The sequence below is a fragment of the Streptomyces sp. NPDC005423 genome, from assembly GCF_040606415.1.
Lineage (GTDB): Bacteria > Actinomycetota > Actinomycetes > Streptomycetales > Streptomycetaceae > Streptomyces.
Window position 1 is genome coordinate 306,484 of sequence record NZ_JBEXET010000003.1, and the last position, 22,072, is coordinate 328,555.

The 22,072-nt window shown below is 71.7% G+C and carries 20 protein-coding genes; 13 read left to right on the forward strand and 7 right to left on the reverse strand.

All coding sequences use genetic code 11. From position 1 onward, the window contains the following. Positions 1–5 precede the first annotated feature (5 nt). Entirely contained in the window at positions 6–578 is a 573-nt protein-coding gene (locus ABZT12_RS07690) for a DUF6542 domain-containing protein (protein WP_356378901.1), read from the reverse strand. Between the two features lie 174 nt (positions 579–752). Here ABZT12_RS07690 and ychF point away from each other — a divergent pair, with 174 nt between their 5' ends. The 6 genes from ychF to ABZT12_RS07720 all read left to right on the forward strand — a co-directional run bounded on the left by ychF (position 753) and on the right by ABZT12_RS07720 (position 5,692). After that, complete coding sequence (ychF, locus tag ABZT12_RS07695; RefSeq protein WP_356378905.1) at positions 753–1,841, forward strand: redox-regulated ATPase YchF; 1,089 nt, start codon at positions 753–755, stop codon at positions 1,839–1,841. A gap of 192 nt (positions 1,842–2,033) precedes the next feature. Then, positions 2,034–2,315 carry a type II toxin-antitoxin system prevent-host-death family antitoxin gene (locus ABZT12_RS07700; RefSeq protein WP_356378907.1) on the forward strand — a complete coding sequence of 94 codons (282 nt, stop codon included), beginning with the start codon at positions 2,034–2,036 and terminating at the stop codon, positions 2,313–2,315. Further along, positions 2,312–2,566 (forward strand): Txe/YoeB family addiction module toxin, encoded by a 255-nt coding sequence (locus ABZT12_RS07705; RefSeq protein ID WP_356378910.1) that lies wholly within the window; start codon positions 2,312–2,314, stop codon positions 2,564–2,566. The genes ABZT12_RS07700 and ABZT12_RS07705 overlap by 4 nt, the downstream gene beginning before the upstream one ends. 56 nt (positions 2,567–2,622) lie before the next feature. Then, positions 2,623–3,297 (forward strand): hypothetical protein, encoded by a 675-nt coding sequence (locus ABZT12_RS07710; RefSeq protein WP_356378913.1) that lies wholly within the window; start codon positions 2,623–2,625, stop codon positions 3,295–3,297. Between the two features lie 372 nt (positions 3,298–3,669). Further along, entirely contained in the window at positions 3,670–4,671 is a 1,002-nt protein-coding gene (locus ABZT12_RS07715; RefSeq protein WP_356378916.1) for a glycoside hydrolase family 11 protein, read from the forward strand. Between the two features lie 34 nt (positions 4,672–4,705). After that, the gene (locus ABZT12_RS07720) at positions 4,706–5,692 is read left to right on the forward strand and encodes a polysaccharide deacetylase family protein (protein WP_356378919.1); all 987 of its coding nucleotides are present in this window, start codon (positions 4,706–4,708) and stop codon (positions 5,690–5,692) included. Between the two features lie 96 nt (positions 5,693–5,788). Here the strand turns inward: ABZT12_RS07720 and ABZT12_RS07725 are convergent, their stop codons facing one another. Then, positions 5,789–8,407, reverse strand: a complete 2,619-nt coding sequence (locus ABZT12_RS07725) for a glycosyl hydrolase family 65 protein (RefSeq protein ID WP_356378922.1) — start codon at positions 8,405–8,407, stop codon at positions 5,789–5,791. 195 nt (positions 8,408–8,602) lie between these two features. Between ABZT12_RS07725 and ABZT12_RS07730 the strand changes: the two genes are divergently transcribed. The 6 genes from ABZT12_RS07730 to ABZT12_RS07755 all read left to right on the forward strand — a co-directional run bounded on the left by ABZT12_RS07730 (position 8,603) and on the right by ABZT12_RS07755 (position 15,124). Further along, positions 8,603–9,799, forward strand: a complete 1,197-nt coding sequence (locus ABZT12_RS07730) for a DUF4190 domain-containing protein (protein ID WP_356378925.1) — start codon at positions 8,603–8,605, stop codon at positions 9,797–9,799. Between the two features lie 147 nt (positions 9,800–9,946). Then, entirely contained in the window at positions 9,947–10,699 is a 753-nt protein-coding gene (locus tag ABZT12_RS07735; protein WP_356378928.1) for a GntR family transcriptional regulator, read from the forward strand. 336 nt (positions 10,700–11,035) lie between these two features. Beyond that, the gene (locus tag ABZT12_RS07740; RefSeq protein ID WP_356378931.1) at positions 11,036–11,227 is read left to right on the forward strand and encodes an SPOR domain-containing protein; all 192 of its coding nucleotides are present in this window, start codon (positions 11,036–11,038) and stop codon (positions 11,225–11,227) included. A 63-nt stretch (positions 11,228–11,290) separates the two neighbouring features. Further along, positions 11,291–11,701, forward strand: a complete 411-nt coding sequence (locus ABZT12_RS07745; protein WP_356378934.1) for a (deoxy)nucleoside triphosphate pyrophosphohydrolase — start codon at positions 11,291–11,293, stop codon at positions 11,699–11,701. Positions 11,702–11,796: 95 nt separating this feature from the next. Beyond that, complete coding sequence (locus ABZT12_RS07750; RefSeq protein ID WP_356378938.1) at positions 11,797–12,225, forward strand: ATP-binding protein; 429 nt, start codon at positions 11,797–11,799, stop codon at positions 12,223–12,225. Positions 12,226–12,481: 256 nt separating this feature from the next. Then, a complete protein-coding gene (locus ABZT12_RS07755; RefSeq protein WP_356378941.1) occupies positions 12,482–15,124 on the forward strand; it encodes a SpoIIE family protein phosphatase in 2,643 nt (880 codons plus the stop codon). Between the two features lie 27 nt (positions 15,125–15,151). Here ABZT12_RS07755 and ABZT12_RS07760 read toward each other — a convergent pair whose 3' ends face one another. Further along, positions 15,152–16,846, reverse strand: a complete 1,695-nt coding sequence (locus ABZT12_RS07760) for a hypothetical protein (RefSeq protein WP_356378944.1) — start codon at positions 16,844–16,846, stop codon at positions 15,152–15,154. Between the two features lie 86 nt (positions 16,847–16,932). On the opposite strand from ABZT12_RS07760, the gene ABZT12_RS07765 reads away from it, so the two are divergent. Continuing rightward, the gene (locus tag ABZT12_RS07765) at positions 16,933–18,114 is read left to right on the forward strand and encodes a hypothetical protein (RefSeq protein ID WP_356378947.1); all 1,182 of its coding nucleotides are present in this window, start codon (positions 16,933–16,935) and stop codon (positions 18,112–18,114) included. Here the strand turns inward: ABZT12_RS07765 and ABZT12_RS07770 are convergent. The 4 genes from ABZT12_RS07770 to ABZT12_RS07785 are packed head-to-tail and all read right to left on the reverse strand — an operon-like array spanning position 18,095 to position 21,938. Beyond that, positions 18,095–18,865: a succinate dehydrogenase/fumarate reductase iron-sulfur subunit gene (locus ABZT12_RS07770; RefSeq protein ID WP_356378950.1), complete on the reverse strand. Its 771-nt coding sequence runs from the start codon at positions 18,863–18,865 to the stop codon at positions 18,095–18,097. The two genes, ABZT12_RS07765 and ABZT12_RS07770, sit on opposite strands and share 20 nt — an antisense overlap. After that, entirely contained in the window at positions 18,862–20,808 is a 1,947-nt protein-coding gene (locus ABZT12_RS07775) for a fumarate reductase/succinate dehydrogenase flavoprotein subunit (RefSeq protein WP_356378952.1), read from the reverse strand. Before ABZT12_RS07775 ends, ABZT12_RS07770 begins: the two co-directional genes overlap by 4 nt. Then, positions 20,808–21,629: a hypothetical protein gene (locus ABZT12_RS07780; RefSeq protein ID WP_356378955.1), complete on the reverse strand. Its 822-nt coding sequence runs from the start codon at positions 21,627–21,629 to the stop codon at positions 20,808–20,810. The genes ABZT12_RS07775 and ABZT12_RS07780 overlap by 1 nt, the downstream gene beginning before the upstream one ends. 18 nt (positions 21,630–21,647) lie before the next feature. Then, positions 21,648–21,938 carry a hypothetical protein gene (locus ABZT12_RS07785; protein WP_356378958.1) on the reverse strand — a complete coding sequence of 97 codons (291 nt, stop codon included), beginning with the start codon at positions 21,936–21,938 and terminating at the stop codon, positions 21,648–21,650. Positions 21,939–22,072: the final 134 nt, after the last annotated feature.

Genomic DNA, 22,072 nt, shown 5'->3' on the forward strand with positions numbered 1-22,072 from the left:
CCGGATCAGACCTGGGGGCGGCGGTTCATCAGCCGGGCCCTGCGTACGGTCGCGATGAGCCCCGCCACCAGCGTCCCGCCGTAGAGCCAGCCGGCCTGGGTGGCGAGCCCGCCGGCCAGGGCCACCAGTCTGGCGCCGAGCCCGTCGCCGTCGACCGCCGGGATGAGGCCCACGGCGAAGGCGATCGGCACGACGACCGGCGCGGTCAGCAGGTCCCCGCGCCGCATCCAGACCGCGGTCAGCACACACACCGGCAGGAACAGCACGCCGTACGCCGTCAGGGACGACCCGAACAACAGCCGGTCCAGACAGCCGAGCACGAACATCACGGCGGCGCAGAACACCCCGCCGCCGAGCCCGGTCAGCCGGAGATTCGGCAGCTTCCCCGCACCGGGGGCCGGGGACGGAACGGGGCGCCGTACGGCCGCCGGGCGGGGCTGGGCGGTGGCGCGCGCCCGCGGCCCAGGGCGGGCGGGGCGCGCCGGACGGCCGGCCGGGCCGCGCCCCGCCTGCGGGGGGAGGGGCGAGCCGCCGCGGCGGGTTCCGGGCTGGTGGGGTCGGGTCCTGGGTTGCTCCACTGGACCAACTTAGGTCGGTTTATGTGTGGAATGGGTCCTCAGACACGCCGTGGAACGGACCTTGGCCAAGCGTTGTACGCATCGCCTGGGCGGTGCCGGACACGCCGTAGACTGGTGGATCGGCCGTCCGGCCCCCAGTCCTCTCACGTCCTCTCACGTACGGGAAGTCGCAACGTGTCGCTCACGATCGGAATCGTCGGCCTGCCGAATGTCGGCAAGTCGACCCTGTTCAACGCCCTGACCAAGAACGACGTGCTGGCGGCCAACTACCCCTTCGCCACGATCGAGCCGAACGTCGGCGTGGTCGGCGTCCCCGACGAGCGCCTGACGAAGCTGACCGAAATCTTCTCCTCCCAGAAGACCATTCCGGCCACCGTCGACTTCGTCGACATCGCGGGCATCGTGAAGGGCGCCTCCGAGGGCGAGGGCCTGGGCAACAAGTTCCTCGCCAACATCCGTGAGTCCGACGCGATCTGCCAGGTCATCCGCGCCTTCAAGGACGAGAACGTCGTCCATGTCGACGGCAAGGTCTCGCCCAAGGACGACATCGAGACGATCAACACCGAGCTGCTCCTCGCCGACCTCCAGACCATCGAGAAGGTCCTGCCGCGCCTCCAGAAGGAGTCGCGCATCAAGAAGGACGTCGTGCCGAAGGTGGCGGCCGTCGAGGCGGCCAAGGAGATCCTCGAAAGGGGCGACACGCTCTTCTCCCAGGGCATCGTCCAGGGCTCGGGCAAGGAGGAACTCCTCCACGACCTGCACCTGTTGACGACGAAGCCCTTCCTCTACGTCTTCAACGTCGACGAGGACGAGCTGGTGGACGAGGAGTTCAAGACCGCCCAGCGCGCCCTGGTCGCCCCCGCCGAGGCGATCTTCCTCAACGCCAAGCTGGAGGCGGACCTCGCCGAGCTCGACGAGGAGGACGCCATGGAGCTCCTGGAGTCGGTCGGCGCCGAGGAACCCGGCCTCGCCACCCTCGCCCGCGTCGGCTTCGCCACCCTCGGCCTCCAGACCTACCTGACGGCCGGCCCCAAGGAATCCCGCGCCTGGACCATCAAGAAGGGCGCCACCGCCCCCGAGGCCGCCGGAGTCATCCACACCGACTTCCAGAAGGGCTTCATCAAGGCGGAGGTCATCTCCTTCGACGACCTGGTCGAAACGGGTTCGGTCGCCGAGGCCCGCGCCAAGGGCAAGGCCCGAATGGAGGGCAAGGACTACGTCATGCAGGACGGGGACGTGGTGGAGTTCCGCTTCAACGTTTAGGCACAAATCCACCGCGTTGCCTTTGTTGAATGCGCAGGTCAGAGGGGCTCGACTCGTCGGAGTCGAGCCCCTGGTTCTTTCCTGTGCTGGGATGGTGCTGGGATTTCTGATGGGTTGTCACTTATCCAGCCCCGCTTCGGGCTGCCATCAGTGGTACGTTATTCGGTACCACTGTATAGAGGGAGTCAATCCATGTCGATAACAGCGAGCGAAGCCCGTAAGGCCCTCTTCCCGCTGATCAAGAAGGTCAACGACGATCACGAGGCCATCGAGATCGTGTCCAAGCATGGCAACGCCGTGCTCGTCTCTGCCGAGGATTACGCGGCACTGCGCGAAGGCTCGTACCTGCTGCGCTCGCCTGTGAACGCACGGCGACTGCTCAAGGCGTACGAGAATGCCCTGGGCAACATCAACGTGTCGGAGCGCGGGCTGATCGATCCGGATGCGGCGGATCCTGCTGCGGGTGCCGCGTGAGGCTTGTCTTTGAAGATCAGGGCTGGGAGGACTACACGTCCTGGCTCAAGGACGACCGCAAGATGCTTGCTCGGATCAACAAGCTCATCGAGGACGTCCAGCGTGACCCCTTCACGGGGATCGGCAAGCCCGAGCCGCTCAACTACCACTTGCCAGGGGCGTGGTCGAGGCGGATCGACGACGAACACCGCCTCGTCTACCTGGTCACGGACAAAGAGATCGTGATCCTCGCAGCCCGCTATCACTACTGACCGCAGGGCCGTTCGTGCTGGGTTGCCGCTCTCGGGTCGGATTGATGCTTGGGTCGGTGCGTGAGTCCGATGTTCTGGCCGCGACGAAGCGTTTCTCCCAGTGGAAGCTGGAGGACCTTGCCAGGGAGTGCAACGTCGGCTTCCCGTTTCTGCGCCAAGTCTTCGCCCTATTCGAGAACGGTGAACACCGGGTCTCCCGGGGCGAGTTCAGCGAACGCTTCTCCGCCATCCATGCAGACCTGCACGAGACGTACTCCGCCTACACCGAACACCTCACCGCACAAGCCATGGTGGCGGCCCTCTTCGCCGTTCTCATTGAGGAGGTCGATCGTGTGATGCAGCGCCTGCTGCGCCACCTCGGCCGATCGGGGCCGCCGGTGAACGTACGCGAAGACACGAGACTCGCGCTGTCGGCACTGCGTGGGCAGGACCACGTACTTACAGGGGCTGGTGAAAACGTCGAGGCGCAGGTGCGCTCCGCCGTCACCCTCTTGGCGACACTCGCCGACCATCTCACCAGCGAGGGGTATGACAGTGAGGCTCGCACTCTGCGCCTGGCCGACGGGGAGGGGTGCCAAGGGGCATCTGGCCCTCTGGTGCTGGGATGGCGCTCCCGCGCTGGGGCTGTGCTGGGATGGCCTACGTCAGATCCGCATATTCACAGGTGGCAGCTCCTTGTGCGGCATTCCGCTTCAACGTGTGAGCGGATGAAACAGACGCCACGTCGCTGACGCGGCAAACAGGCAGGTCAGATGGGGCCCACCTCTCCGGAGGCGGGCCCCTGGCCGTGTTTCGGCCATGAACCCGGTGCTGGGCCGTTTGCCTTGTTGTTTTCCTGTTCTGGGCCCCATCGGATGGTCGGTGAGAATGTCGAAACATTCGGGCGAAAGTATTCGGTCTCTGGATCTTGGATGCCTCATCGTGCTCCGAAGCAGCGCACGATGAATCGTTCAATTAGGGCCATGAGCTGGGGATTTGATGTGCTCCGTTGACAGGAATAGGTAGCGAATATTTCGTCCCCATTACCGAAACTATTGACAGTTGACAGGGGCAGACCAACACTGGCGCCGTTGGCAGGGCTCACCTGGACGAGGAGGAGCACCATGAATGTCACACCCGCGCGTACCGACCGCAGACGCGGTCGCTTCCGGCTTTTCGTCAGTGGCGCCTGCGGGCTGCTGCTGGCCGTGCTGGCCGCGCTGACGCTGCCCGGCACCGCCGTCGCCGACTCGGTCGTCACCACGAACCAGACGGGCACCAACAACGGCTACTACTACTCGTTCTGGACCGACTCCCCGGGGTCGGTCTCGATGAACCTCGGCTCCGGTGGCAACTACAGCACCTCATGGAGCAACACCGGCAACTTCGTGGCCGGCAAGGGCTGGAGCACCGGCGGTCGCCGGAGCGTCACGTACTCCGGCACCTTCAACCCGAACGGCAACGGCTATCTGTCGCTGTACGGATGGACGTCGAACCCGCTCGTCGAGTACTACATCGTCGACAACTGGGGCACCTTCCGGCCCACGGGCACGTTCATGGGCACGGTCACCAGTGACGGCGGCACGTACGACATCTACAAGACCACGCGGTACAACGCCCCCTCGGTGGAGGGCACGAAGACCTTCGACCAGTACTGGAGCGTCCGCCAGACGAAGCGGACCGGCGGCACCATCACCACCGGCAACCACTTCGACGCCTGGGCCCGCGCCGGCATGCCCCTGGGCAACTTCAGCTACTACATGATCCTCGCCACCGAGGGTTACCAGAGCAGCGGGAACTCCAACATCACGCTGGGCGACGCCGGTTCGGGCGGCGGCGGCGGGGGTGGCGGTGGCAGCGGTGGTTGCACCGCGACGGTCTCGGCCGGTCAGCAGTGGAGTGACCGTTACAACCTGAATGTGTCGGTGTCGGGGTCGAGCAACTGGACGGTGACGATGAATGTTCCGTCGCCGGCGAAGGTTCTCTCGACCTGGAACATCGCCGCGTCGTATCCGAGCAGTCAGGTGCTGACCGCCAAACCCAATGGCAGCGGCAACAGTTGGGGGGTGACCATCCAGCCCAACGGCAACTGGACCTGGCCCACGGTCTCCTGCACGGCCACCTGACCCCCGAACTCCCGGAGCTGGAGGACCACTTCGCATGAAACCCGGACCACGCATCTCGTTCCGTGCCCTGGTCGCCAGGCTGGCCGCCGTCGCCCTGGTCGCCGCGGGGACCCTCGCCGTCGACGCGGCGGCCCCGGCGCAGGCCGCCACCTGCGGCGGGTACGTCGGGCTCACCTTCGACGACGGCCCGTCCGCCAACACGCCCACCCTGCTCAACGCACTGAAGCAGAACAACCTGCGGGCCACGATGTTCAACGAGGGCCAGTACGCGGCCTCGTACCCGGCCCAGGTGAAGGCGCAGGTCGACGCCGGGATGTGGGTCGGCAACCACTCCTACACCCATCCGCACCTGACCCAGCAGAGCCAGGCGACGATCGACTCGGAGATCTCCCGGACCCAGCAGGCCATCGCGGCCGGGGGCGGCGGCACCCCCAAGCTCTTCCGGCCGCCGTACGGGGAGACCAACGCGACGGTGAAGGCCGTCGAGGCCAAGTACGGCCTGACGGAGATCATTTGGGACGTCGACTCGCAGGACTGGAACGGCGCGAGCACCGACGCGATCGTCCAGGCGGCCGGCCGGCTCACCAACGGCCAGGTCATCCTGATGCACGACTGGCCGGCCAACACGGTCGCGGCGATCCCGCGTATCGCCCAGGGCCTGGCAGCCCGCAACCTGTGCGCCGGAATGATCTCCCCGCAGACCGGCCGTGCCGTCGCCCCCGACAGCGGCGGCGGCGGGGGTGGCGGTGGCAGCGGTGGTTGCACCGCGACGGTCTCGGCCGGTCAGCAGTGGAGTGACCGTTACAACCTGAATGTGTCGGTGTCGGGGTCGAGCAACTGGACGGTGACGATGAATGTTCCGTCGCCGGCGAAGGTTCTCTCGACCTGGAACATCGCCGCGTCGTATCCGAGCAGTCAGGTGCTGACCGCCAAACCCAATGGCAGCGGCAACAGTTGGGGGGTGACCATCCAGCCCAACGGCAACTGGACCTGGCCCACGGTCTCCTGCACGGCGAGCTGACCCGAGAAGGGGGAAGCGAAGGGGCCGGAACACCCCTTGCGGCGCGGCGACTTGGGGTCGCCGCGCCGCGCCGCGCCGAACGGGAGGCGGCCACCGTCACGGCCGCCGTACGACGAGTTCGGCGAGCACGGCCGGGCCCCGCACCGTGAGCCGGACGTACCGCGCCCCGCCCCGGTCCGGGGTGCGCCAGTGGCGCCGGTCGGCCGACACCTCGGCCGCGAACGACGCCGGCGCCGTCGTCCAGGCGGCCCGGACCGTCCCGACAGGCACCGCGCGCCCCAGGTCGACGGTGAGCGCGGCCCGGGACGCCCGCGGCGACCAGGTGGTCGAGGAGCTGCCGTCCACGGCCGCCTCCGGCAGGCGGCCGGGCTCCGACGACGTGGCCGTCGCCGGGCGGCAGCGCGCCAGGTCGGCGGTGGGCAGGAGATCCGGCCGACGGGTCGGCAGCGTGACCGTCCCGGAGAGCGTGCGGCGCCCCTCGGGAGTGTCGAGGACGAAGGGCGCCCCGGAGCGCAGCCGCACCGTCGTCGTCCGCGCGCCGATCGCGATGTCGTACGTACGACCGCGCCAGCGCAGCCCCGACAGGCGTACCCCGTGCGGGAGTTGGGGCGGCAGCGACGGATCCAGGCGGACGGCGTCGGGGCGCAGCCGCAGGCCGGTCAGACCGTGGGTGAAGATTTGGAGAAAGCCGCCCTTGCCGGTGAGGAAGTCCTGCGCGGGGGAGCCCGCGAGGGGGTCGGCGGCGCCCGCCTTGGCGCCGCGGGACTCGGAGAAGAGGGCGAACGGGCCGCGCGCGAACGGCTCGTAGGCGCGCCGCAGGAAGGTGTACGTCGCACAGCCGGGCTCGCCGGTCGCCGCCGCGTCGATCGCGTGCACCGAGTCGGTCATGGCCGGTCCGTCCGGGTCGGTGCGCCGGGTGTAGTAGTCGAGGGTGGCGGCCCCGGCGCCGGCCGGCATCGGCCACTCCAGCGGGTAGATCAGCAGTACGGCGTCGGCCTGCTTGATCGGCGAACCGCCGTAACCGGCGTACTGAAGGAAGACCTTGTGCTTCGGGTCGTAGGGGATGCGCAGCCGCCCGGCGACGCGGAGCCGGTCGGCCGGGACCGGGCGGCCCAGTACCAGGGCGGCGGCGTCCGCGGCGCGCAGCGCGGTCGCGGCGACGGCGTTGGTGTACACGCCGTCGGTGACGCCGTTGCTGTACTCGTCCGGGCCCGCGACCTCCTTGACCGAGTACGAGCCGTCCGGGTTGGCCGTGGCCCGCGAAGTCCAGTACCGCGCAAGCCCGTTGAGCAGGGGCAGGCCGCGGGTGCGGAGCCAGGCGCGGTCGCCGGTCGCGAGGTAGTACTGCCAGGCGGCGAGCGCGATGTCGCCCTGGAGGTGGTTCTGGGTGAGGCAGTGCGGCGGCTGCCAGCTCTGGCACTCGCTCCACAGCCGGCCGCGGCTCGCACCGGTCCATGGGTAGAACAGCCCTTTCACCGACGTCTGCACCGCGTTCTCGGCGGCGGCGGCGCGGGTGCGGTAGCGGTACTCCAGGACGGGGCGGGCGAGTTCGGGACGGGTGACGAGCAGCGAGGGGAACATCCACGTCTCGGCGTCCCAGAAGACCATGCCCGCGTAGTCGTCACTGCTCAGGCCGGCGGGGGCGATGCTGTCGCGGGCGCCGGAACGCAGCGCGGAGAGCAGCCCGTACTGTGCCGAGCGCGTCCAGAGCTGGAGGTCGGGCCGCCCGGGGAGCTCGATGTCCGCGGACCAGAGCGCCCGCCAGGCGGCGCTGTGGGAGGCGAGCAGGGCCGCCCAGCCCCGCCGCGCGGCCCGCCGGGCGGCGTCCAGTGCGGCAGCGCGCGGAGCGCGGGAGGTGAGGCCGGTGTCGACACCGACGTACTTGACGGCCTCGTAGCCGTGCCCGGCTCTGACCCGCAGCCTGGCGGACTGCCGCGCACTCAACCCCGTTGCGGCGCGCGTCTGTTGGAGCCGGCTGCCCGGTGGCGCCCGGAAGGCGGACACCACCGAACCGTGCACCCCCGTACCGTCCGTGCGGAAGTCCACGCCGATCGTGTGGTCCCCGGCCGGTCCGCCGCCCGTCCGCGCGACGCGGCGGGCCCCGCGCCCGTCGATGCGGTCGGTGAGGGTGAGGTCGCCGTCCCAGTGCGGGGTGACCCGCAGCCGTACGGCGCCGGTGTGCGGGGCGTCCCGGGCGGTGAGGACGTCGTAGGCGAGCTCGGTGCGGCGGCCGTCCGTCGTGGTCCAGGTCAGCGTCGTACGGACGTATCCGCAGCGGAGGTTGAGGGTCTGGCGGTAGTGCGTGATCCGGCCGCTCCGGGTGCTCCGGCCATAGGTTTCGGAACCGGCCGTGACGTCCAGGCCCGTCCAGGTGGGAAGGGCGGCGAGGGCCTCGCGGCCGGCGGTGTCCGCGGGGCCCCGGGCGTAGAGGCCGGAGACGAACGTGCCGTCGTAGCGCGGGGTGTAGAGGGGCCAGCCGGTCTTCCCGCCGGACTCCGCGTAGCCCGCGCCGGCGGGCGGGACGCGGGTGCCGAGGTAGCCGTTGCCGACATAGGGGTGGTAGGGGTCGGCCGGGTCGATCCGGCCGGCGGACGGGGCCCAGCCGGGCGCGGAGCAGGCGTCGAGCCGCCGGGGCGCGGCGGAGACCGGGGCCGGGAGGACGAGCAGGGCGGCGGCGAGGAGCGGGGGGAGCAGCGCACGGGACGGCTTGGTCACCGTCCGACGATGCGGGGCCCCGGGGGGCGGGGGTGGGAAGCGCGCGGGAGGTTCGCACGGACGGAGCCGCCCGGGGCGGTCGGCCGCTCCGGTACGGCGTCGGCCCCCGGCCCCCTCCCGTACCCGCGCCCCGCTTACCATGCCGCAGTCGCACGTCAGTTGAGCGCCCCGCCCCGAACCAGGAGCCCGGTACCCGTGTCCATACCCCCGCCCCCCGGGCCCCACCAGCCGCAGGACCCGTACCAGCAGGGCGCCTACGGCCCGTACCCCCAACAGCCCTACCAGGGGTGGGGCCAGGGCTACACGCCGTACAACCGGCCCGCGCCGGTCAACGGCGTGGCCATCGCCTCCCTCGTGCTCGGCATCCTGTGCTGCCTCCCGGGCGTGGGGCTGGTGCTCGGCCTGATCGCGCTCAGCCAGATCAAGAAGAGCGGCGAACGCGGCCGGAGCATGGCCGCCACCGGCATGGTGCTGTCGGCGTTCGGGCTTCTCGTGCTGGTGCTCGGCGTCGCCACCGACGCCGGTCCCGACTTCTGGGACGGTGTCCGGGTCGGCACCGGCTCCACCGCGAGCGTCTCGCTCGAACAGGGCCAGTGCTTCGACGCCCCCAGCGGCTCGCTGGAGGGCGACCTGCACGACTACGACGTCGTGCCCTGCGCCGGTGGACACGACGGAGAGGTCTTCGCCGTCGTGCGGATGAGCGATGCCGCGTACCCCGGCGACCGCGAGGTCACCCGGACCGCGAACGACAGGTGCTACGCCCTCCAGGACTCCTACGCCATGGACGCCTGGGCCGTCCCCGACGACGTGGACGTCTACTTCGTCACGCCGACCGGCGAGAGCTGGAACCTCGGCGACCGCGAGATCACCTGCGTCTTCGGCAACACCGACGAGTCCGCGAACCTCACCGGCTCCCTGCGCGAGGACGCCTCGACCCTCGATCCGGACCAGCTCGCCTACCTGAAGGCGGCTCATGTCCTCAACACGGCGCTGGACTCGGCACCCGAGGCGGGGTACGTCGAGGACGACCTGCCGGGTCACCGGGCGTGGGCGGACCGCGTCTCGACGGCCCTGACGAAGCAGTCCGGGATGCTCGACGACCACGCGTGGGCCGCCGCCGCGGAGAAGCCGGTCGCGCGTCTGGTCACCCACCTGCGCGCCGCCCGCGAGGAGTGGGCGAAGGCCGCCGGCGCCACCGACGCCGACTCCTTCTACGAGCACTACGACAAGGGCGCCGAGCTGATCGACCCCGCACAGTCGGTCACCGCCCGCAGGGCTCTCGGTCTGGCCACCACCCCTCCCTCTGACGACGAGAACGGTGGTGGGACGGGCGGCGGTGGGACGGGCGGTGGCGGGGGCGACAGCGGGGGCGACACCGGCCTGGAGGTGTGATGGCCCGCTGAGCGGGGAGAAAGTGCCCGGGTAAAGCCCCGGTCAGGCAGAAGTCATCACATCGAGTGATTCCTTGGCCTTCGCTTGCACGGTACAACCCACGGTTGCCAGGCTGTAGCTGTCTGTACAACCTGATGGGAGTGGCCAGTGACTTTCGGTGAGCAGCCGGCGTATCTGCGCGTCGCGGGTGATCTCCGCAAGAAGATTGTCGACGGCCGGCTGCCCCCGCACACCCGGCTCCCCTCCCAGGCCAGGATCCGCCAGCAGTACGGCGTCTCGGACACCGTCGCGCTGGAGGCACGCAAGGTGCTGATGGCCGAGGGGCTGGTCGAGGGCCGCTCCGGTTCGGGGACGTACGTGCGCGAGCGGCCGGTGCCGCGCCGGGTCGCCCGCTCCGGTTTCCGGCCGGTCGGCGGGGCCACCCCGTTCCGGCAGGAGCAGGCGGACGGCGAGACGCGCGGCACCTGGGAGTCGAGCAGCGAGCAGGCCGAGGCGAGCGGCGCGATCGCCGAGCGGCTCGGACTCCAGCCCGGGGAGCGGGTGATGTGCACCCGGTACGTGTTCCGGGACGCCGGCGAGGTGATGATGCTCTCCACCTCGTGGGAGCCCCTCGCGGTCACCGGGCGGACGCCGGTGATGCTCCCCGAGGAGGGCCCGCTGGGCGGCATGGGCGTGGTCGAGCGGATGCGCGCGATCGACGTGATCGTGGACAACGTGACGGAGGAGGTCGGCGCCCGCCCCGGCCTCGCCGAGGAGCTGCAGAGCCTGGGCGGGGTCCCGGGCCATGTGGTCCTGGTCATCCAGCGCACGTACTTCGCCTCGGGCCGGCCGGTGGAGACGGCGGACGTGGTGGTCCCGGCGGACCGCTACCGGGTCGCGTACCACCTGCCGGTGAAGTAGCGCCGACGCGGGCGCGGAGTGAGGTAGCGCACACTCGCTTCGCGCCCCACCGCCCGAACCCGCCCTTCCGGTCAACTGCCGCCCCTCGGCGCACGGTTGGATTCCGGTCGTTCTCGCAGGTGAACTCAGGCACCCCGAGTCCACCCCTCTTCCGGAGCACCGACGCGCAGCAGCGGCGCGTTCACCGGTGTGCGCCCCCGCGCCCTGGCCGGTTGCGTACCTCTTGGTGAAAACCCGTATTCGCTGCGTAAAGGTTAGGCGTAGGCTCCGGCATATGCGGATTGCGGTTTCCTTATGGGGTGGGGTACGGCGGCGCGCGGGAAGCGGAGGGGCGCCATGAACGACAGCACCGTCACGCTGCCCTGGCTCGTGATACGGCAGGACGACAACGGCAACCGCTACCGCGTGGGCCGGTACGCGACGCACGCCGAGGCCCAGAAGATCGCGGACAGCCTCGACGCCCGCGGCCACAAGCAGCTCTACTGGGTCGAGCGGATCGGGCAGAACGAGGACGCCGGCCGCAACTGACCGCGCCCCGCGGCGGTTTCGACGCCCCGGAACGCGCCGCCGCACTCCCGTAGGCTCCGGCGCATGACGGAACGCATCGTGGTGGTGGGAGCCGCCCTGCTCGACGGCGACCGCGTGCTCGCGGCCCGCCGCAGCGCACCCCCCGAACTCGCCGGACGCTGGGAACTGCCCGGCGGCAAGGTCGAACCGGGCGAGCGCCCCGAGGCCGCCCTGGTACGCGAACTGCGCGAGGAACTCGGCGTGGACGCCGAGACGCTGGCGCGCGTCCCCGGCGAATGGCCTTTGAAGCCGCCGTACGTCCTGCGGGTGTGGACCGCCCGCCTCCTGACCGGCTCCGCCGCCCCCCGGCCGCTCCAGGACCACGACGCGCTGCGCTGGCTCGCCCCCGGTGAGATCTGGGACGTGGAGTGGCTGGACCAGGACGTGCCCGCGGTGCGGGAGACGCTCGCCCGCCTGGACGCCGGAGCGCGCTGAGAACCTCGTACGCCGTCCGTGCCACCGTGCCACCGCGGAGGCGGTAGCGCGCCCCGGATATCGGGTATGTGCCCATTAATCCCATGAAAGCGGACATGGGTGGGCTCGCTGCCTGGGATGTGATCGGGTTGATCGACGCCGAGGGCGACCGCGCCGAGTGGACCTTCCCCGCGGACCCCGGAGCCGTGCGCACCGCGCGCTCGGCCGTCCGCGGCCAGCTGCGCGGCTGGGGCCTCGACAGCGTCGCCGACATCGCGGCGCTGCTCGTCAGCGAGTTGGTCACCAACGCGCTGCGGCACGCCACGGGCCCCATCGGGGTCCGGCTGGTGCGGACGGCGGTCCCGGAGCGGGTCCTGCTGGTGGAGGTCTCCGACCCGCTCCCCGACCCGCCCCGCGCACGCGTCGCGCACCCGGAGGACGAGAGCGGCCGGGGCCTGCGGCTGGTCGCCGACTCCTCGCGCCGCTGGGGTACCCGGCCCGGCGGGACGGGCAAGACGGTGTGGTTCGAACTCGCCGTGCCCTGACCGCCGGAGGGCTGTACGGAGGGGGTGGCGGTGTCCATCCGGACAGGGCGGTCGTTGGCGGTTGTCGGCGAGTGTGGTTCGACCGCGTGTCCCCTGGTTAGAAGAGTGGAAGTGTTGTGGCGGGACGGTCCAAAAAGCATCGGGATCGTCCTGTGATCGTGAACACCGTGTTGTGGGGCGCCGTAGTGCTGGATACTGCGGGCAGCCGCCCCCGGTGACCGGTGCCGGACGCGGTGAGCTGGAGGGGACGGTTCGCGTGAGCGAGATACCAGCGAAGGCCACGGAGTCCGAGGACCCGTCGGGCGGCGCGAGGGCTGAGGCCGCGGGTCGCCCCGACGTGCCCTCGGGCGACGGCATCTGGCAGAGCAGCCCACCCGGCTCGATCTACGACTACATCAAGGTCGCCTCCTTCTCCATCGGCCCCGACGGGCTCGTCGACCAGTGGAGCCTGCGCGCGGAGCAGCTGTTCGGCATCTCCGCCGACCGTGCCGTCGGCATGGATCCCATCGAGGCGTTCATCGATTCCGACCAGCGCGAGCAGGGCCAGCGGAAGATGGCCGAGATCCTCGACGGGCGCGAGTGGACCGGGGTCGTGCCCTTCCGGATGCCCGGCGGCTCGGGCCGGGGGCAGGCCGAGGAGGGGCTCGCCGAGGTCTACGTGATGCCCACGCGGACCGAGGAGGGGGAGTCGGCGGCCGTCTGTATCGTCGTCGACGTCCGTACCCTGCGCAGCATCGAGACCGATCTCGCCGCGTCGCAGTCCATTTTCGGCCAATCTCCGTTCGGCTTCCTGCTGATCGACATGGATCTGCGGGTACGGCGCGCCAACCAGCGGTTCGCCTCCGTCTTCGGCGGCACCCCCGACGACCACCGCGGCAAGGGCGTCCACGACTACCTGCCGCGCTCCGAGGCCGACCGGGTCTGCGCGACCCTGCGCCGCGTCCTGGAGACCGGCGACTCGATCACGGACATGCACGTCACCGGGTTCGTACCCGGCGCGAAGGAGCGCCGACACTGGTCCATCAACCTCTACCGCGTGCACAGCGGCACCGGCCGCCCCATCGGCGTCGCCTGGCTCGGAACCGACATCACCTCCCGCCGCGCCGCCGCCCGCGAGGCGGCCGCCGCCCGGCGCAACCTGGCCCTCCTCAACGAGGCCGGCGCCCGCATCGGCAACTCCCTGGATTTGGAGACCACCGCCCGCGAACTCCTCGACGTCGTCGTCCCCGGCTTCTGCGACCTCGCCACCGTCGACCTCTACCAGGGCCTCCTGGCCGGCGACGAGAGGCCGCCGGGGCTCGCCGACGGCAGCGCGCAACTGCGCCGGGTGGCCTTCGCCAGCGCCGTCTCCGACGGCCCCTTCAGCGGTTCCGGTGACCCGGTCGAGCTCGGCGCGGTCCACCACTACCCCTTCAACTCGCCCTGCGCGGACGCCCTGCGCACCGCCCGCCCGCAGCACATCCCCGGCGAGGAGGGCGGCCTCGTCCAGTCCACGCTGGCCGTTCCGATGGTCGCCCACGACACCGTCGTAGGACTGGCGCAGTTCGCGCGGACCAAGGGCAGCGAGCCGTTCGAGGACCGGGACCGGAGTCTCGCGGTGGAGCTCGCGGCGCGGGCCGCGGTCTGTATCGACAACGCGCGGCTCTACCGGCGGGAACACGAACGGGCGCTCATCCTGCAACGGTCGCTGCTGCCGCCCGGCGACCCGGAGGCGTCCGGGCTGGACATCGCCTGCCGCTACCTGCCCGGCAACGCGGCGACCGAGGTCGGCGGCGACTGGTTCGACGTCATCGAACTGCCCGGCCACCGCACGGCGTTGGTCGTCGGCGACGTGATGGGACGCGGACTGCGCGCGGCCGTGGCGATGGGTGAACTGCGCACCGCGGTCCGCACGCTGGCCCTCCTCGACGTCGAACCGGCCGAAGTCCTCTCGGCGTTGGACGAGATCGCGCGCGGCCTCGGCACCCCCGGCGGCGTCCAGCAGGCCACCCGGGCCGCCCGCCGCCCCCGCGAGGCCGACCTCTCCGAGGTGTACCTGGCGACCTGCGTCTACGCCGTCTACGACTCGGTGACCAGGCGCTGCACCTTCGCCAACGCCGGCCACCTGCCCCCGGTCCTGGTGGAGCCGGGCGAGCCGGCCCTCATGCTCGACGTGCCGCCGGGCATGCCGCTCGGCGTCGGCGGCGAGCCCTTCGAGGAGGTGGAGGTCGAACTGCCCGAAGGCGCCCTGCTGGCGCTCTACACGGACGGACTGGTCGAATCACGCGACCACCCCCTGGACGAGGGCCTCCAGGCCCTGGTGGGGGCGTTGACGGACCCCTTCCGGCCCTCGCCCGGCCACCCTGCCGCGAGCGGACCGCGCACCGACAGCCATCGCGACCTGGAGGACGTCTGCGACCACGTCCTCAGCACCCTCGACACCCACCACGGCGAGGACGACATCGCGCTGCTGATGGCACGTGTCCAGGGGCTGCCCGCCGACTCCGTGGGCGACTGGACGCTGCCGCGCGAACCGCGCAGCGTGGGCCGCGCCCGTGAGCACGCGCGCGGACAGCTGCTGACCTGGGACCTCGAACCCCTCGTCGACACCGCCGAGTTGCTCGTCAGCGAACTCGTCACCAACGCGCTGCGCTACGGCGAGGGCGACATCAGACTCCGGCTGCTCCTGGACCGCACCCTGGTCTGCGAGGTCTGGGACGCCGGACTGGTCCAGCCGCGCCGCCGCCGGGCCCGGGACACCGACGAGGGCGGCCGGGGCCTGCAACTGGTCGGCCTCCTCTCGGCGGCCTGGGGCTCCCGGCGCACCCCGCGCGGCAAGACGGTGTGGTTCGAACTCCCGCTGCCCGACGGGGAGAACACCCTGGCGGACCCGGCCGAGGCGCTGCTGAGCCTCTTCTGACCGCGACCGGCGGCCACCGCGCGGGCGCTACCGCGGCGGCAGCCCCCGCCGGGTCCGGGTGCGGGGGCCGCCGTAGCTCGCCGGGGGGCCCGCGTCCGGGTCGTCGGCCAGCAGGATGCCGCCGAGGACCGCCCCACCGGTTCCGGGCGGCAGTCCGGCGCTGTCGGCGTGCGGGTTGCCGTGGGTGCGCGCGTCCCGTTCGGCCTGGGCACGGGCGTCCCGGGCCAGGGCGTCGGCCGTGAGGGGATCGCTGGCGAGCAGGTGCCGTGCCGCCGCGAGTCGGGTGCGGGCCTCGGCGCCCACCGCGCCCCGGTGGGTCGTGACGAAACCGTCGGCCGCCTCGGTGACGGCGTCGGCGACCAGCCGCGCGGCGGCGCCGAGCACCCCGGCCCCGGCCACCCCCAGCGGCGCGACCGCCCCGACGACCCGGCGCAGGGCGTCGAGAGGGTCGTACGGCCCGCCGGTCCGCTCTTCCCGTACGGCGGCCAGCACCGTGTCCGCGTGGGCGAGGCGGGTGTGGAGTTCGCGGGCCGGCAGCCGCAGGGGCGGGGCCCCGGTGGCGTCGGCGGCGGGCGCGGCCGGGTCACCCGGCGTCACGCGGTCCAATGCCCGCCGTACGTGCGCCAGTTCGGCCTCGGCGCCGGTCAGCGCGGCCGGCAGCAGTCCCGTGGCCGCCGTCACCGCGGCGGCCAGCCGGTCGACGGAGGTGAGGAACACGTCGGCCTGGGCGACGGCGCCCTCGGCGGCACGCAGATCCCGGGCCGCCCGCACCGACTCGCCCAAGTCGGCGGCCTGGCGAGCTGAGTTGAGATGTGCCGTCGTGAACACGAGCCGGTCGGTGGCCTGTTCGACGTAACCGGTGACCGAGGCGGTCGCGCGGGGCGGGCACCGCGCGCCCAGGTCCGTCAGGACCGCCTCGGCCGGCCCCACCCGCCCGGCCAGCTCCCGGAAGCGCGCCTCCGCGACCTCCAGGGCCCGCCCCAGCCCCCACGGCCGGTCCGGCTCCACCGCCTCCGCACCCCCCGACACCCCACCCAGCCCCCGCAGTTGGTCGAAGGGCACCGCCTCCGCGTCCAGCCGCCGCCCGGTCTCCGCGCACCGCCCCACGATCCCCGCCAGCGCGTGCCGCCGGGCCGCGTCCTCCTCCGGTATGCCCCGCGCGTACTGCCGGCGGATCGCGAACGCGGCCGACAGTTCGCCCGCCGCCTCCCGTACCGCCCGGCTGAACGGCTCGACGGCCGACGCCCCCAACCCGGCCTCGGCGAATTGGAGTTCCTCCCGGCTGGTGCGCACACAGTCGTCGGCCTGCACCAGCGCGGCGGCCGACTGCCGCTCCAGCACCGCGAGTTCGGGCACCGGCGGCGCGGCCGACACCACCCCCGGCGTCGTGCGGGTGCGGGCCCGCCGGGTGCGCCGTACGTACCCGTACCCCGCGAGCACACCCGCCGCGCCCACCACGACGAGCGGCAGCACCAGATCGGCACCGGCGGCACCGGTGGCACCGTCCGCGCGGTCGGCGGCGGACGCGCCGTCGTCCGCCGGGACGGCCACCGGCGTTCCCGGTCCGGCCCGCGCGACCGCAACCGGAACGTCCGTGCCGATCGTCGTCACGGGAAGCACCAGCCACACCACGCCGGCCGCGCCGCCCAGCACGGCATGCGCCACCCGCACGGTGATGCGGGAGGTGGCGCGCCGTGGCCGGCCCCGGATGAGTGACGTCACATTTCGGAGCGTATGAGCAGGAAAGCGGTAGCGCGACCGGGGGTGGGACACGTGGGGTGCGGCGACACGGGAGGGAAGAAACCGGCATGGACACACGACCGGAGACCGGTGGGCGGCCGACACCGGAGGCCGGGGACGCGGACGGCACGGCCGTCCCCGAGGCAGAGGGGCCGGCACAGGGGGTCGCGGAGGTGGACGGTGCCGCCGCCCCCGAGGCAGGGGGGTCACCCGGGCGTGCGGCGGCGAGGAGACGCCCGGTCCGGCTCCGGCGCACGGCGCTCGCCCTCGTCCTCGGCCTGCTCCTGCCGGTCCTGGCCGCCGAGACCGCCCTCCGGGTGAACTACGCCGGCGACCCGGCCGACGGCACGCACACCAGGAACCGGGACGCGATCTGGCTCGGCCACGCCTGGGTCGACGGCCGGAAGACCGACGCGGACGTGACCGCGCTCGCCGAGCGCCTCAAGGGCACCGGCATCCGCGACCTGTACGTCCACTCGGGCCCGCTGGAGCACGACGGCACGCTGCCCGCGTCGGACCATCCGAAGGCGCAGTGGCTGATCGGGGCGGTGCACCGGGAGCTGCCCGGCGTGCGGGTCCAGGCGTGGCTCGGCGACGAGCTGGCTTCGGAGGGCCCCGACGGCATGCGCCTGGAGCGCGCCGCGACCCGTACCGCCGTGGTCGACTCCGCCCGCCGGGTCCTCGCCGCCGGTTACGAGGGCGTCCACTTCGACCTGGAACCCCTCCACTCCGGCGACCGCGACTACCTCGCCCTGCTGGACCGGCTGCGTGAGGTCACCCGCGCCCGGCATGCCCTCCTCTCGGTCGCCGCCCACCAGATCGACCCGCTGCCCGCCTTCCACTCCTTCTGGGGCACCGTCACCGGCCACCCCAAATGGTGGTCACAGGCGTACTTCGGCCAGGTGGCCCGCCGCGTCGACCAGATCGCCGTCATGTCGTACGACACGATGCAGCCCCTGCCGAGCCTCTACGGCGGCTACGTCGGCCAGCAGACCTCGCTCGCCCTGGAGGTCACACCGGAGTCGACCGACCTCCTGATGGGCCTGCCCTTCTTCCACGAGGACCGCTTCGGTCACCGCGCCTCGGCCGAGACGGTCCCCGCCGCCGTCCGGGGTGTCCGCCTCGGCCTGTCCCGCACGGACGCGGACCGGGCCCGTTTCGGGGTCGCGCTCTACGTCGACTTCGCCGCCACGGAGTCCGACTGGACGGCGTACCGGAACGGCTGGACGCCTACGAAGGGCGCCTCCTGATCTTCGAGCCGAGCCACACCAGCGGGTCGTACTTGCGGTCAACCACCCGTTCTTTCAGGGGAATCAGCGCGTTGTCCGTGATCCTGATGTGCTCGGGGCAGACCTCCGTGCAGCACTTGGTGATGTTGCAGTAGCCGAGGCCGTGTTCCTCCTGGGCGGCGCGTTTGCGGTCGAGGCCGGTGTCGGCCGCCGCGTCCAGGGGGTGCATGTCCAGCTCGGCGACCCGCATCAGGAAGCGCGGGCCCGCGAACGCCGGCTTGTTCTCCTCGTGGTCGCGCACCACATGACAGGTGTCCTGGCAGAGGAAGCACTCGATGCACTTGCGGAACTCCTGCGGCCGGTCCACGTCCTCCTGCATCATGCGGTACTCGCCCGGACCCACCCCCTCCGGCGGCACGAACGCCGGAACCTCCCTCGCCTTGCGGTAGTTGAAGCCGACGTCGGTGACGAGGTCACGGACGACGGGGAAGGCGCGCAGCGGAGTGACGGTGATCGTCTCCTCCCGGGTGAAGACCGACATGCGGGTCATGCACATCAGCCGGGGGCGCCCGTTGATCTCCGCCGAGCACGAACCGCACTTGCCCGCCTTGCAGTTCCAGCGCACGGCGAGGTCCGGCGTCCGGGTGGACTGGAGGCGGTGGATGATGTCCAGCACCACCTCGCCGTCGTTCACCTCGACCTCGAAGTCCTGGAGGCCGCCGCCCTTCGCGTCGCCCCGCCAGACCTTGAAGCGGGCCTGATAGCTGCTCACTCGTACAGCTCCTCTTCGGCGAGGTACTTGACCAGCTCCTCCTTCTCGAAGAGGGCGAGCAGGTCGGGGCGGATGGGTTCGGTGGTCTCCCGGACCAGGGCGATCCGGCCGCGCACCGCGTCGGTGCCCGCCGGGCCGTCCGCCGGACCGGCCAGCCGGCACAGCAGGTTCAGCCGGCGCCACGCCCGGTCCATGCCCGGATGGTCCTCGCGGGTGTGGCCGCCCCGCGACTCGGTGCGCTCCAGGGCGGCCCGCGCGACACACTCGCTGACCAGCAGCATGTTCCGCAGATCCAGGGCGAGGTGCCAGCCGGGATTGAACTGCCGGTGCCCCTCCACCCCGGCCCGCCGGGCCCGGCCGCGCAGCTCCGCCAGCTTCTCCAGCGCCTGTGCCATCTCGCCCTCGCGGCGGATGATGCCGACGAGGTCGTTCATCGTCTGCTGGAGTTCCTGGTGGAGGGTGTACGGGTTCTCCGGCGGGTGCCCGCCCGTGTGCTCGCCCGGCTCGGGCCCCTCCGCCGAGAAGGGGCGCAGCGCCTCCGCCGCCGCAAGGTCCACCTCGGTGTCGTCCACCGGGGGGCGGCGCTGCGTGAGTCCGGCCGCGTACTCCGCCGCGTGCCGGCCTGCCCGCCGGCCGAAGACCAGCAGGTCGGAGAGGGAGTTGCCGCCGAGCCGGTTGGAGCCGTGCATCCCGCCGGCCACCTCACCGGCCGCGAACAGCCCCGGCACCCCGCGCGCCGCCGCCGTCTCCGAGTCGACCGCGACGCCGCCCATCACGTAGTGGCAGGTCGGCCCGACCTCCATCGCCTCCGCCGTGATGTCGACGTCGGCCAGCTCCTTGAACTGGTGGTACATGGAGGGGAGTCGGCGCCGGACGACGTCCGCCGGCATCCGGGTCGACACGTCGAGGAAGACCCCGCCGTGCGGCGAGCCGCGGCCCGCCTTCACCTCGGAGTTGATGGCCCGGGCGACCTCGTCGCGCGGGAGCAGTTCAGGGGGGCGGCGGTTGTGGTCGGGGTCCTCGTACCAGCGGTCGCCCTCCGCCTCCGACTCGGCGTACTTCTCCTTGAAGACGTCGGGGACGTAGTCGAACATGAACCGCTCGCCGTCGGAGTTGCGCAGCACCCCGCCGTCGCCGCGCACCGACTCGGTGACGAGGATGCCCTTCACCGACGGCGGCCAGACCATCCCCGTCGGATGGAACTGCACGAACTCCATGTTGAGCAGCGGCGCCCCGGCGAGCAGCGCCAGCGCGTGCCCGTCACCGGTGTACTCCCACGAGTTGGACGTCACCTTGAAGGACTTGCCGATCCCGCCCGTCGCGATCACCACGGAGGGTGCTTCCAGGACGAAGAAACGGCCGGTCTCCCGCTCGTAGGCGAAGACCCCCGACACCCGTGCCCCGTCCTTCAACACCTGGGTGACGGTGCACTCCTGGTAGACCTTCAGGCGCGACTCGTAGTCGCCGGTCTCCTTCCTGTCCTGCTGCTGCAGGGAGACGATCTTCTGCTGGAGGGTGCGGATCAGCTCCAGGCCGGTGCGGTCGCCGACATGGGCGAGGCGCGGGTACTCGTGGCCGCCGAAGTTGCGCTGCGAGATCCGGCCGTCCCCGGTGCGGTCGAAGAGGGCGCCCCAGGTCTCCAACTCCCATACGCGGTCCGGGGCTTCCTTCGCGTGCAGTTCGGCCATCCGCCACTGGTTGAGGAACTTGCCGCCGCGCAGGGTGTCGCGGAAGTGCACCTCCCAGCTGTCGCCGGAGTTGACGTTGCCCATCGCCGCCGCGATGCCGCCCTCGGCCATCACCGTGTGCGCCTTGCCGAACAGCGACTTGCAGATCACGGCCGTACGGGCGCCCCGCTCGCGCGCCTCGATGGCGGCCCGCAGTCCGGCGCCGCCGGCCCCGACCACCACGACGTCCCACTCCTGCCGGTCGACCACGGACATCAGAAGAACCTCGGATCGTCGAAGGCGCCGGAGGCGACCAGGTACACGTAGAAGTCGGCGACCGCCACGCTGACCAACGACGCCCAGGCGAGCAGCATGTGACGGGCGTTCAGATGGCCGACCAACCGCCAGGCCCGGTAGCGCACGGGGTGCCGGGAGAAGTGTCTGAGCTTGCCGCCGACGATGTGCCGACAGGAGTGGCAGGAGAGCGTGTACGCCCAGATCAGCGCGATGTTGACCAGGAAGACCAGCGTGCCCAGACCCATGTGGCCCCAGTGGTGGCGCCCGTCGCGGAAGGTCAGCGCGGTGTCGTACGTCAGGGTGCACGCGACCAGCAGCGCCGCGTAGAAGAAGTACCGGTGCAGGTTCTGCAGGATCAGCGGGAAGCGGGTCTCGCCGGTGTACTTCTTGTGCGGCTCGGCGACCGCGCAGGCCGGCGGGGAGGCCCAGAAGCCCCGGTAGTAGGCCTTGCGGTAGTAGTAGCAGGTCAGCCGGAAGCCGAGCGGGAAGACCAGGATGATGATGGCGGGGGAGATCCCCCACCAGCTGCCGAGGAGGTCCGCGTTGGGGCCGGCGTGCATGCTCCGGCACCGCTCGGCCAGACAGGGCGAGTAGAACGGCGAGACATAGGGCGCCGCGTAGTAGTCGGTGTCGGCGAACGCCCGCCACGTCGAGTAGACGACGAAGGCGAGCAGCCCGACGGCGGTGGCGGCCGGGGCCAGCCACCAGCGGTCGGTCCGCAGGTGGGGGGCGTCGATCGCGGCGCGCGTACCGGTGTGTACGCCGCCGCGGCCGGGCTGGGGTTCCGTACCAGTGGCCAACTCAGGACTCCGGTCGGTTCAGGGTGCGGGGCGGTGGCGGGCGCCGAGACCCTCGTCGTCCGAGTCCGTCCACAGGGTGTTGTCGTACGGGGTGTCGGGGATGGAGACCAGATCGGGCCGCCGGGGGCGGTCGGTCGCCGGGGCGGCGTCACGCAGCAGCGCCAGGCTCTCGCGCAGGTGGGCGGCGTCGGCCTTGACCCGGCGCATCTCCAGGCCGCCGCCGCCGAGCTGCTGTTCCAGCCGGCCCACCGACCTGGACAGGTCGTCGAGACAGCGCTGCGCTGACGTCAGTTCGTCGTGCACGGACATGACGTGACCTCACTTCCGCGGGCCGTGGGCCCTGGATGGCGACGTTCATGCGCCTGCGAGTGTCGCGCGTCACACCGCCGGTGGGAAGCGGCGTGCACGGATTGGCCGGGGTGCGTCGGTGCGCGCGGGTGCGG